The 12527-nt window shown below is 50.3% G+C and carries 9 protein-coding genes; 3 read left to right on the top strand and 6 right to left on the bottom strand.

Annotation, left to right across the window (positions count from 1 at the left end; genetic code table 11):
• Nucleotides 1-138: 138 nt before the first annotated feature.
• Nucleotides 139-3102: a TMAO reductase system sensor histidine kinase/response regulator TorS gene (gene torS / locus C9J03_RS11530; RefSeq protein WP_044623734.1), complete on the top strand. Its 2964-nt coding sequence runs from the start codon at nucleotides 139-141 to the stop codon at nucleotides 3100-3102.
• 89 nt (nucleotides 3103-3191) lie between these two features.
• Here the strand turns inward: torS and C9J03_RS11535 are convergent, their stop codons facing one another.
• The 5 genes from C9J03_RS11535 to C9J03_RS11550 all read right to left on the bottom strand — a co-directional run bounded on the left by C9J03_RS11535 (nucleotide 3192) and on the right by C9J03_RS11550 (nucleotide 8056).
• Nucleotides 3192-4502, bottom strand: a complete 1311-nt coding sequence (locus C9J03_RS11535; RefSeq protein WP_044623733.1) for a rhodanese-like domain-containing protein — start codon at nucleotides 4500-4502, stop codon at nucleotides 3192-3194.
• Between the two features lie 84 nt (nucleotides 4503-4586).
• Nucleotides 4587-6077, bottom strand: coding sequence for a DEAD/DEAH box helicase (locus C9J03_RS11540; RefSeq protein ID WP_044623732.1), 1491 nt, complete (start codon nucleotides 6075-6077; stop codon nucleotides 4587-4589).
• A 127-nt stretch (nucleotides 6078-6204) separates the two neighbouring features.
• Nucleotides 6205-7050, bottom strand: coding sequence for a TPR end-of-group domain-containing protein (locus tag C9J03_RS11545; RefSeq protein WP_044623731.1), 846 nt, complete (start codon nucleotides 7048-7050; stop codon nucleotides 6205-6207).
• Between the two features lie 200 nt (nucleotides 7051-7250).
• Complete coding sequence (locus tag C9J03_RS26685; RefSeq protein ID WP_156149944.1) at nucleotides 7251-7406, bottom strand: hypothetical protein; 156 nt, start codon at nucleotides 7404-7406, stop codon at nucleotides 7251-7253.
• A gap of 158 nt (nucleotides 7407-7564) precedes the next feature.
• Nucleotides 7565-8056, bottom strand: a complete 492-nt coding sequence (locus C9J03_RS11550) for an NUDIX domain-containing protein (protein WP_044623730.1) — start codon at nucleotides 8054-8056, stop codon at nucleotides 7565-7567.
• Nucleotides 8057-8316: 260 nt separating this feature from the next.
• Here C9J03_RS11550 and C9J03_RS11555 point away from each other — a divergent pair, with 260 nt between their 5' ends.
• Nucleotides 8317-8772 carry an RNA-binding S4 domain-containing protein gene (locus C9J03_RS11555; protein WP_044623729.1) on the top strand — a complete coding sequence of 152 codons (456 nt, stop codon included), beginning with the start codon at nucleotides 8317-8319 and terminating at the stop codon, nucleotides 8770-8772.
• Nucleotides 8773-8873: 101 nt separating this feature from the next.
• Here C9J03_RS11555 and C9J03_RS11560 read toward each other — a convergent pair whose 3' ends face one another.
• Nucleotides 8874-10631 (bottom strand): sigma 54-interacting transcriptional regulator, encoded by a 1758-nt coding sequence (locus C9J03_RS11560; protein WP_044623728.1) that lies wholly within the window; start codon nucleotides 10629-10631, stop codon nucleotides 8874-8876.
• Nucleotides 10632-11190: 559 nt separating this feature from the next.
• Between C9J03_RS11560 and ygeW the strand changes: the two genes are divergently transcribed.
• Nucleotides 11191-12378, top strand: a complete 1188-nt coding sequence (gene ygeW, locus C9J03_RS11565) for a knotted carbamoyltransferase YgeW (RefSeq protein ID WP_044623727.1) — start codon at nucleotides 11191-11193, stop codon at nucleotides 12376-12378.
• Nucleotides 12379-12527 lie beyond the last annotated feature (149 nt).

Raw genomic sequence — 12527 nt, forward strand, 5'->3', positions numbered from 1 at the left:
GTTTATCATTAAGTAGCTTGGGTATAATAGCATTTTTACTGTTTTCTGTGAGATGTGCTCGGCGAATCTTCCTGCTTTCTGTACTGTGTTAAGCAAACTGAAAGAGGGTACATCTTCTTCTCTGCCACGGTTTATTATATGACCTTTACTCCCAGTAGCATTGGCCAGAAACTGCTGATTGCTTTTTCAATGATGGCCGGCCTGATGATCATCGCCGTAGTGATTGGTGTGGCCGGTTTTTCCCTGGTGGCCAAAACCGAGCGGACGGTGATCAATGCTGCCGTCCCAGCTTTGGTCGAGGCTCGTCAGCTGTCGGATCTCAGTACCCGGATTATCTTCAACGCCCAGGTGCTGGCAAAGTCAAAAGATGAAAACGAACGGGAGCAGCAGGGCAAGTCGCTGACACTTCACATCCGTGCCCTGAACAACAGCCTGAAATCCCTTGATCAGTATGCGTTCGAGCCTGAGCTGATGGCTCAGCTGGAAACCGATGTTGAGAACATCGTCAATAACCTTGCCATGCTGGGGATGCTGGTGGGCAGGAAGCTTGAACTTAGCGAGCAGGTCAAGGCGCTGAATAACACCATGACGGCAGCCACCAAGCAAATCGACGAACTGTCACAGTCTCAGGTTTCCAATGCCAATACCATTGCAGTGGCAAACGTGTCTCGCATTTATGATCTGGTGAAGAAAGATGACAAGGAGGCGGTATTCAATGCCCTCGACAGCTTAGTCGAGGTGGATATGGATCTCAGCGAGCGCCTGTTCGAGCTTCGTTTCCTTTCCCTGCAAGTGATTAATATGCTCGATGACAGCGAGCAAGTGAAAACAATAGGTGAGTTGGGCAAACTCAGGGAGCGTTTCGAGTACGCGGTTGGTGTCATTCAGCAGCGGGTGAAATCAGTAGAGGATCCGAGCCGCTCAGAGCAACTGCTTGAGCAGGTCAAAGCACTCAATAACGACGGCGAGTTCTTCGCCAACATGGAAGCGTTGATCTATTCCCATCAGGATGTCGAACGGATGGAGCAGCAGAACTTGGTGCTGTTCCAGCAGTTGAACCAAACCGTCGACGATATTATACAGGCGGCGAATACCGGTACCCAGCAGGCAGTTACCCAGGTCGATGAAACCCTCACAGTCGCGCGAAATAGCCTGATTGCGATTTCTGCCCTTGGGATGGTGGCCTTGGTACTCATTATGTGGCGCTATGTTTATGCCCGGGTGATCCGCCGGATCAATGATTACAGCAAAGCCCTGATGGCACTGGCTCGGGGCGATTTGGCGATCCGCTTAACCACCCAGGGTGATGATGAGCTCGCGCAGATGGGGCGGGCGATTATGGTAGCCCGTGATACCGCCTACGAACGGCACAGACTGGCGCAAGTTGAATCGAAGATCCGTTCTGAGTTGCAGCAGCATAAAAATAGCCTGGAACAATTGGTGGCAGAGAGAACCAGCCAGTTGGAAAAGGCTAACGAGAAGCTCAACCAGGAAGTGCAGAACCATGCTAAGGCGCGGGATGAAGCTGAGCAGGCCAACCGGGCGAAATCGGCATTCCTGGCGACCATGAGTCATGAAATCCGCACTCCGATGAACGGGGTGCTCGGTACGGCATCCTTGCTTGCCGATACCGGACTCACCGACAAGCAGGCGGAATATTTGAAGGTGATCAATCGCAGCGGCGAAACCCTGCTCGATATTCTCAACGATGTGCTGGATTATTCGAAGATCGAAGCCGGCCACCTGGACATCAGGCCTGCTAATTTCTCGCTCCATACTTTGGTCAAGGATGTCTACAGCCTATTTGCCGGACGGGCACAGGGTAAACATATCCGTTTGCTGACCGAGATTGATGACAACGTCGCGGAATACTGGGTCGGGGATGCGACACGTATCCGCCAAGTGTTGGCTAACTTGGTCGGCAATGCCGTCAAGTTTACTGAAAACGGCCAGGTGTCGGTGTATGTGACCGCATCGGCGCATGACCCTTCTCGCCTGCATTTTGAAGTGGAGGATACTGGTGTTGGTATCCCCCACCATGAGCAAGAGGTAATGTTCGATGCCTTCCAGCAGTCAAGCGAGGGCCGTCAGGCGGTGGGGGGAACAGGATTGGGACTGGCTATCAGCAAACGTATCGTCGAGGCCATGGGCGGAGAAATTGGCCTGGTCTCATCGCCTGGCGAAGGGAGCTGCTTCTGGTTTACCCTGACGCTAGAGCCTGGCGAGCAGAGCGAGATTTTAAGCCTTGAAATGGTATCGAGCCTTCCTGCGGCCAAGGTGCTGCTGGTAGAAGATAATCCGGTCAACAGCCTGGTCGCCGAGGGCTTCCTGCGCCGCTTGGGTCATCATACTGTGGTGGCCGAAGATGGCCAGCAGGCGAGGGAAGTCTATGCCGGGCATGACTTTGATATTGTCCTGCTGGATATTAATCTGCCGGATACCGATGGGGTAACCTTGCTTGGTGAGCTCAAACGACTCAAAGGTACGGGGCAAGTTTCCGATACGACACCATTTATCGCTTTTTCTGCCCATGTGTTCAACGAAGAGGTCGAGCAATATTTGGCCGCCGGGTTTGCCGGTTTCCTACCTAAACCGCTGGTCGAGCACCAACTGCTGGACGTCATGAATGCGATTTTAGGTGGCAATGAGCATGTCGATGCTTTAGAGCAAGCCCATTTTGTGCAGGAAGAAGCGGCGAGTAATAGCCGTAGTGACAATGAAGAAGATGTCGAGGTAAGTGCAACTATGACCGAGCAAATACCGCTGTTGGATGAATCTGTGTTGAGTGGTGATCTCCAGGTGCTGGGCCAGGCGATGGTCGAGAAGATGATCTCCCTGTTTGCCGAGTCATCGCAAGCGACCATGGCTAAATTGCTGCCGGCCATGCAGAGTGGCGATAATGCATCGGTATCTGGCCTGTCACATAACCTCAAGGGGGCGGCAGGCACCATGGGGTTGCGCCAGCTGCATCAGGTTTGCTTGGAAATCGAGACGTCGGCAAAGGAAGGCCGGGTTGAGGAGGGGGCTGCCAATGAGCTCGAGGCAGTGTATCAGCAATCGCTCAAGGCGTTAGCAGATGCTTTTTCTAACGGTGACAAATAAGAAAAGGCTATTGGTAAAATAGATGATTGTAGCAGGAGGTAACTTCCATCCTGCTACAGCAAGGACCACTGAAAAGTCAGTGGTTTTCTTTATTTCTCTTTATAAAATGCAGACTTCGGCGCGTTGGGAATGTCACCGGTTTCGGTCGGGTTGCTAGGATCCCCGCTCCATTCAAACCAGCCACCGTCATAGACGCTGATGTCTTGCCAGCCCATCACATGGGCGTAGAAGAAGGCCTCGGATGCTCGCCAGCCGGTACCGCAATAGAACGAAACTGTCTGCGATGCGTCAATGCCCCAGTCTTTCCAGAAGTCAGTCATGATATTCGGGCTGATCATGGTGTCATCTGGGTTGCGAAAGTCTTCCAGATGGTAGGCGTCAGATCCCGCGTGGCCCCATTTTGAGCCCTTGATACGGCCTTTGGGCTCGATGTAACGGTAACCGCTCGTCTCACCAACATATTCGGCCCAGCTGCGGATACTGACCAATGACTGATGCTCAGGATCTGCTAATATTTCACGTGCCCCAGGGACGTCAATGATGTACTGAGGATTGGCTGGAATAGTGCGGCCAAACTCGACAGGCTTGGCGTGGTTACGCAGTGGCTGGGTTGAATAACCTGCATTGACCCAGGATTGCCAGCCGCCGTTGAGTAGGCGTACATCATCAACACCGGCATACATAAGTAGGCTGGCGGCGCGGGCTGCGGCGGTATTGTCACGGCCGTACAGGATCACCGTTGTATCGTGGGCGATCCCCAATTCTTTGATGGTCGCCGCTAGCTTGCTGTCGTCAACTCGGTTCCACCAAGGCTCTGATTCAATATTGTTGGTATTGAGGTAGAGTGCAGAAGGTATATGGGCGGCAAGGTATTTTGTCGGTGGTCCCCAGGCGACTTCGACCACTTTGTAGCCTTTTGCCGGTGGGTGAAGGACATCTTTGCCGTTGATCAGCTGATTGAGCCACTGTGCAGGTACAAGCTGCTGGTAGTTTTCAAGCGCAGTAAGCGGACCTGAAAAGTCAGTAACCGCCTGGCTAATAAGCTGAATATTGTTATTGCCAAGGCTCTTAAGCTGGGATTGTAAAATGTCCGCTTTTTCAGGCTGGCAATAGAGATAAGTCGGCTTGGTCAGGTCGATACCGCGGTTTTCGAGCTCGGCTCGGACAACCTGAGGGCGAAGCGTCGATAGCCAATCGGCATCGAAATTAATAGCACCAGGAAAGTGGCCACCACGTGTCTGGTTGGCTTCGGGCCAGCCGTTGTAGTGATTACTCGACCGACAATCGATGATTTGAAAGTCTTGGTTATTTTCGGCGGCTAACTGATCAAAAGTTGCCGCCATAAGTTGGGGACTCATTACGGCTGCAGAAGAGAGCAGGGCCCATTTTGTTAGTTTCATTGGAGTTACCTAGCATAAAAAACAGAGCCAGCATTATATTATGCTGGCTCGCTACTTTATTGATATAAGTAATGTTCTTTCGGTTTAGCTTGCTTGCGCTGCGGTATTTTTCGAGCGGTTCACATTTTTGCTACTAGGCTTGCGGCCACGTTGGTTTGGCTTTTGGCCTCTTGGCTTCACATCGCTGTTACGGGAGTTTTTGCCGTTGCCGTTGCCGCTACGTTTGCGTTGCTGGCCGTCAGCATTACGAGGTTTATTATCACCTTGTTTTGGTGCGTTACCTTTGCGAGGGCCTGAGTTGCGTTTTGGCTGGTTACTGCGGTTGTCGCTACGTTTTTCAGTACGCTTTTCAGTATTGCTTTCTGCCGCTTCTTTTGGCTTTTTGGGTTTCTTTGGCTTTTTCGCTTTAAGCGGTTTGATCGGCAAAGAGTTCGGTAGCGCATTGGTTGGCACAAAGCCCATTACATCTTTGCGCTCAAGGTGCTGCTGAATCAACTGCTCAATGGCGTTAAGCTCTTTGATTTCATCGGCGCACACCAGTGAAACTGCATGGCCTTCAGCTCCTGCACGGCCGGTACGGCCGATACGGTGAACATAGTCTTCGGCCACATTTGGCAAGTCAAAGTTGACTACTTGTGGCAACTGGTCGATATCGATACCACGTGCGGCAATGTCGGTTGCCACCAAGATGCGGATCTCACCGGTTTTGAAGTTTGCCAATGCCTTGGTACGGGCACCCTGGCTCTTGTTACCGTGGATAGCCGCCGCGGTAATGTCACGCTCTTCAAGGTATTTTGCCAAGCGGTTCGCACCGTGCTTGGTACGGGTGAAAACCAGTGCCTGATGCCATTTTTTCTCTTGGATCAGCTTGGTCAACAGTGCTGGCTTTTTCTTCTTATCCGTTGGGTAGATCCACTGCTGTACCGTTTTGGCCGTGCTGTTGCGCGGCGTTACTGAAATCTCTACTGGGTTGTTGGTCAGCTCGCGGGCCAACTCACGGATTTCTTCCGAGAAGGTTGCAGAGAACAGCAGGTTCTGACGCTTGGCAGGAAGTAGCGCCAAAATCTTTTTGATGTCACGGATAAAGCCCATATCCAGCATACGGTCGGCTTCATCAAGTACCAGTACTTCTAGCTGGTTGAACTTAACAGCGTTCTGGCCGATAAGATCCAACAAGCGGCCAGGTGTAGCGACTAGTACGTCGGCACCTTTGCGCATGCGCATCATCTGCGGATTGATTTTAACCCCACCGAATACGACCGCCGAGCTAAGTGGCAGTTTCTTGGAGTAGGTTGCTACATTTTCACCCACCTGTGCCGCCAGCTCGCGAGTTGGTGTTAGAACAAGTGCTCGCACTTGGTTCGCACGTACGATAGGGCCTTTTGATAGGCGCTCAAGAATAGGCAGGGTGAAGCCTGCGGTTTTGCCTGTTCCTGTTTGAGCTGCGGCCATAACGTCTCGACCTTCCAAAACCGCAGGGATAGCCTGTGCCTGAATAGGAGACGGGGTTTCATAGCCTTGGTTGGCAACAGCTTCAAGGATTGGGGTACAAAGGCCCAAAGAGGCAAAACTCATAGATAATTCTCAGTTGGATGAAAAGTATGATCTGCCTCACACAGGCAGCAAGCGGGCTAGCTTACAGCAGGATCGGGAAAAGTCCTAATCTTTCAGATTATTCTATCGGTCGGCCAGTGATTGTGGATCAGCTTTCACCGCTTGCGATAAGTGTCTCAAACCGCTCATTGCCGCGCAGGGATTCGAAGTCCTGCTCTTCGGCGGCTAGCTCGCGCAAGGAGGCACTGTCACGGACCGCTTGTTCCAAGTCATTGATAGCCATTTCTTCGGAGCCGAGGCAGGCATAGGCACAGGCACGTTGATAGAGGGCGTGGGCATTGCTGGGATCGAGCTCTAATACCCGGTTACACAAGCTTAACGCCCAGTAAAACTCCCTGATTTCCATGGCCGCATCGGCTTTGTAGATCAGAGCCTCCAAGTCACCGGGGCGAATTTTCAAAATGTCGTCATAGACCTCGATTTTTTGTTCCGGCGTCTGCAGGCCCTGCGAGCGTAACCATAGGTTGTGGATTTCGTTGATGGTTTCAATCTCTTTGTTGTTCTGGGCAATGATACGGGTTTTGCGCTTGAGATCTTGTTCGAGGCGTTGGAACTTCTTCTCATATTGTTCAGCAATAGACTGAAGCTGCTGGTCGGCGGCTTTCTTGGTGTTGTCGCGCAGCTCACGCAGCGACTGCCAGCCGATCAGGGCAAACAGGGACGCGGCACCAGCAATGAGGTAGAAGAAATAGGTGACAGTGACATTGGCGTAGTTCATCGACTTATCGGCGACAGCCAGTTCCCGATCGGTGATTTCGATCACCAACCGGCGCTCAAGATCCTGCTGGTCGATACGCAGCGCCTTGAGTTCATCAAGGATGTACCTTTCCATCAAGGGGCGCTCCAGTATTTTATCTTCTGCTGGCGGTTTCTCGGCACTGGCAAGGGCCGAAAAGGCGAAGGCAACAAGTAGGATCAGATGACGAGATAACATAGCGACTTCCTTGAGTAAAAATATACTACTAGGATCAGTCTAAAGGAATGGCTGTTCGATTGGAAATTGAAGAAGAGAAAGAAAAGCGCTGATGGCCTGAGTATGTTGATTGCTTACTAACAACGAGGCACAGGAAGAGATTGGTTGGCGGCCAAAACCTTGGTTACCACCAGCGCTGGAGAGACGTCGAAATAGGATTGCTAGTCTTCGAAACCACCTTCTTTCTGAACGGTAGCCAGCATCGACCTGCGCTTGAGCTCTTTATCGGCTTCTTGCTGGCAATGGACGGTGTTGGCTTCTTCGAAGCTGGTTTCTGCAGTGTTTGAAAAAACAAAATCTTTATTAAAAATCAGCATGACGTTTTACCCTCAAGTCATCATGTTGTTTACGGATCACATCCTGTCTTGATTTGGTTAAAAAACCATCATCCCTGACTAATTATTTTAAGGAGGAGGAAAGAGGCGTAGTTCACACTTTCTTTGCCTACAGTAGGCGTAGAGCGACCAAAGGCTCGTCAATCTATACCGAGCAGCTCTAGTGCGAGTCGGGCTGAGTCAAACGCAAACTCAGAGGGGGCAATCTCATGGCGATTGATCCATTTAATAGCCGCAACATCATCATTTGCCTGCATTTTTGGCTTGCTATCAAGTGTTATCTGATAGAAGGCATCACAGGTTTTGTACGTCGTACCTCGGTATTTATAAGTATTGGGTGCCGAGCCGATATAGCGCATGCCGGCAGGCTGAAAGCCAAGTTCTTCTTCGAGTTCGCGGCAGAGCGCTTGTTCTAAAGATTCATCGTAATCGACAAACCCTCCCGGGAAATCGAGCATGCCTTTACCCGGTTGCCGCCCTCGCTCTGCCACCAAGATATCATCACCGCAGCAGATAACCGCCAGCACTGCCGAAGCGGTATTGTGGAAATAGGTAAACTGACAGTGGTCACAGCAAAACACTTTGGCAGTGGTGCGGGAAAGTGTGGCTTGTCCGCAAGATGGGCAGAACATATGGCACTCTTCTGGAGAAACGAATGGCCAAACTATACCAGACTAAGTAATTGCCTGACTATATTGAGAGCTATCCCTGCCGCTGCAGTGCTACCCGAGATGATAGCCATTCTTCATTAAACCAATCCGTGAATGCCAAGCGCGATTGGGTTAAAATTCAGTAAGCGTTATCCCCTCGTCTTTCTCGCTGAATAAAGCACCTAAAGTTGCTTGGGTACATAGCGCCTTGTTAATTATTGAAGTCACCACTGGTAAATAAAATGTCTGAAGAACACGAAGAATATGAAGTTGAAGCCCTTGGGGTTGAGGTGAGTGCCCAGCCTATTGAGCTTTATAAGGTGTTGAAAATTGCCAACGCCGTAAGTGGTGGCGGTGAAGCCAAATTCGCGATTGCCGAAGGCTATGTCGCGGTCAACGGTGAGCTGGAGCAGCGCAAGCGCCGCAAGGTGTACGACGGTGATGTCATTGAGTTCAACAATGAGTTCTACCTAGTGCTTTGCGATCAGCCGGTGACAGATGTGGCTGAAAAGCCGAAGAAAGCCGCCGAGCCAAAAACTGCCCCACGCGCAAAGTCAGGCTCAAAACCAGCAAAAGGCAAAGGACTGGGGGCTAAATCGAAAGCAGGAACTCAAGGGAAGAGTTCTCAAGGTAATCGTTCTAAAGCCAAGAAAGGGCCAGCGGACAAAGCGACCGGCAGAAAGCCAATTAGTTTCTAGGCTCATCTGTGACAAGTCAGGGTTATTGATTAGAGAGTATAGAAGGCCGCGATTGCGGCCTTTTTGTTGGGGATGTGCTTGTGCCAGCGGAACCTCAGGCGCTAAGCCGCGCGATGGTTGCTTAGCCCGTATTTCTTTATCTTGCGGTACAAAGTCGCAATACCAATCCCCAGTTCTTCGGCCACCATCTTACGGTTGCCAAGGCGTGAAATAGCCTCCTCTATACGGATCTTTTCCATTTCTTCCAGGCTCATCGAGCAGTCGTCATTCAACAGCTCCTGCGGGCTGGACGCTTCAGGGGTTTGCTCGAAATAGGGGGGAAGCAAATCGACGTCGATCGGGTCGCCTTCCGGAACGACATTGACAAGGTATTCCACTAGGTTGCTAAGCTCGCGTACGTTGCCCGGCCAGTGGTAGCCATTGAGACGGCGCATGGCTTCCGCACTGATCCCCGGATAGGTCACCCCGATTTTTTGGGTGTGATGCTCGAGGAAGTAGTTGATCAGCAGCGCGATATCCCCTTCACGTTCCTTGAGCGGCGGCAGGTGAATAGGGATGACGTTGAGGCGGTAATACAAATCCTCGCGGAATTTGTTGGTGGCGATCATCTCCTGGAAATTACGGTTGGTGGCCGAAATAATGCGGATATCGACCGGAACCGCTTTGTTGGAGCCAATTGGCATCACTTCACGTTCTTCCAGCACACGCAACAGTTTGGCCTGCAACGTCATCGACATATCGCCAATTTCATCGAGGAACAGCGTGCCCTTGTTGGCGGCCTGGATCAAACCGGTTTTGCCTTTGGTCGATGCGCCGGTAAAGGCACCTTTGACATAGCCGAACAGTTCGCTTTCCAATAGCTGATCAGGGATAGCCGCACAGTTGATTGCAATGAAAGGGTACTGGCTGCGATCGCTCAGGTTATGGACCGCATTGGCGATCACTTCCTTACCGGTACCACTCTCGCCGTTGATCAGGACGCTGGATGGGCTGCTGGCAATGCGGGTGATGAGCTTCTTCAGCTGGCGCATCTTGCTGCATTCGCCGATAACGGTGGCGAACTGTGGCTCATGATCCGGGATCATCAATGCGCTATTAGGTTGATGAAAGGCCATCAGGAAAAGTTGATGGCCGTGGGCGTTATAAAACTGCCCAACTAATAATTCCTGCCGGCCACCGAGTGAAATAATATGTTGTTGGTGGCCCTTCATCTCATTGTTGTGTAGAGAGAGCGGCTGAATATTAATTTCAATACTGTGCAGCGCTTCCTGAGTTATATTCAGGTTGTTGAGTGCGGGCTGGTTGCCGTATTTTACCCGGTTGTTTTCATCGAGAACTAATACGCCCTGGTCCATGTTTTCAATAAGATTGGTAAACACCTCATCGAGACCGTCGCTATTACTGTTTTTCTCGACAACTTTAGACACCACTATTTGGGCAATATGTTTGATGTAGTCGGAGAACAGCTGGACATTATCTTTTATCCTCTCGCGTGACTCTTCACTGAACGCAACGAGGCTGATCACTCCAAGGCAGCGATCCTCAATCATGATCGGCACCCCGAGGAAGGCCATTTCACGACAGCCATTCTTGTTGGTACAGCCTTCACACAAAGGATCGGTTCTTGATTTGACGACAACTTTTTCTTCATGTGTTTCAAGAATATATCTGAATATTCTTGAGCTGGTATTTAGCTTTTTTCCAAAAAACTTACTATAGGGACCAGTACCTGCAATTCTGACCAAATCGGCATCGACGACTTCAGCATCGATTTTCAACACCGCCGACAGCATTTGGGTGAAGCGGAGGATAGTCGGTTGCAACTGCATTAACTCTGAGGGTCTTGGTGTATTCAGCATATTGACTGGCTTATTCCTTTAATGACCGAATTAACATAAAGAAAAACCCTGTTATGCTGTTTGATATGTGTCAGGGTTTTTAGATTGAATATTTCAAAAAGAAATATTTTGCTACCAATGTCACACGGGAATATCAATATGATAATTCCCCTTTTTTATCACTATCATTTTGGTCTCAGTAAATGATATCAACTGATAGTGTCTTTTTTATCATTCTCTGGCTCTTACCATATAAACAAATCACGTTAAAAATGCCCACCCCAGTATTTATGCGGCTTGCCGAAGGGCGGTGGGACTTTATTTTCCAGTAAATTATTTTTGGCACAGTTATTGATTGTTAGTGAATTAAGTACGCAATCACCTAACTTTGTAAACCCTTAAGTTAAGGCGGAAGATCCTGAACATTTACCTTTGTTTGCAATCTCAATGCCTTAAACCAATACCAAATGAATGATCGCTGATTGAGCAATGCTGAAGGCTGTCATTACCCATTAAGCGACTGGACAGTGGCGTAACGCGCTGCCAGGGACGAATAACAATTGAAACCGGGAAGATAATCATGAAGAGCATCAACGAACTTATCAAGGAAATCAAAGAGCTAAAATCTGAGTTACATGACAAAGACTTTCTGCTGACGTGGGAGCAAACCCCGGAAGAGCTTGAGCGTGTATTGAAAACAGCCCAGGTCCTTAAAGCGATGCGTCAGGAAAATATTGCTACCAACGTGTTTAATAACGGGCTCGGAATTTCCCTGTTCCGCGATAACTCAACCCGTACCCGCTTCTCCTATGCTTCAGCGATCAACATGCTAGGTCTTGCCCAGCAGGACTTGGATGAAGGCAAATCACAAATTGCCCACGGTGAAACAGTCCGTGAAACCGCCAACATGATCTCTTTCTGTGCCGATGCTATCGGTATCCGTGATGACATGTACCTAGGCGCGGGTAATGCTTACATGCGTGAAGTGGGTGAAGCCTTGGATGACGGCGTGAAAGAAGGCGTGCTTCCTCACCGTCCTGCCCTGGTGAACCTGCAATGTGATATCGACCACCCAACCCAGTCTATGGCTGACTTGGCATGGTTGGAAGAGCACTTCGGTGGCCTGGATAAGCTGAAAGGCAAGAAAATAGCCATGACATGGGCTTACTCGCCAAGCTACGGCAAGCCACTGTCTGTCCCTCAGGGCATCATCGGTTTGATGACCCGTTTCGGTATGGACGTTACCCTGGCTCACCCTGAAGGCTACGACCTGATCCCTGAAGTGGTCGAAGAAGCGCGCAAGAACGCAGAAGCCTCTGGCGGTAGCTTCACTCAGGTTGCCAGCATGGAAGAAGCGTTCAAAGATGCGGACATCGTCTATCCGAAATCTTGGGCTCCTTACCAAGTGATGGGCCGCCGTACCGAACTGCTACGAGCTAACGACCATGATGGTCTGAAGGCATTGGAAAAAGAATGTCTTGGCCAGAATGCTAATCACAAAGACTGGCATTGCACCGAAGAGATGATGAAGCTGACTAAAGATGGCGAAGCGCTATACATGCACTGCCTACCAGCAGACATCACCGGCGTATCGTGCGAAGAAGGCGAAGTGGAAGAGTCGGTATTTGAGAAATACCGTATCGCAACTTATAAGGAAGCGAGCTGGAAGCCATACATTATTGCGGCAATGATACTAAACCGTAAATACCAGGAGCCTGGGCACATTCTGCAAGAGCTGCTGGATGATGCGAAGAAGCGCGTTAAATAACCGCTTGCTGCATCAATACTTTTCCTGCCTTGGTGCATTCGCCTGGTTCATACGCGATGGTGTGACAGGGCAGGGAACCCCTAGTCGATCTATCTGTATCTTTATGCTTGGGTCATGCTAGCCCATAAGCGGGGGGGAATACCCTTGGG

It is taken from the genome of Photobacterium gaetbulicola, assembly GCF_003025515.1.
Taxonomy (GTDB): Bacteria; Pseudomonadota; Gammaproteobacteria; order Enterobacterales; family Vibrionaceae; genus Photobacterium; species Photobacterium gaetbulicola.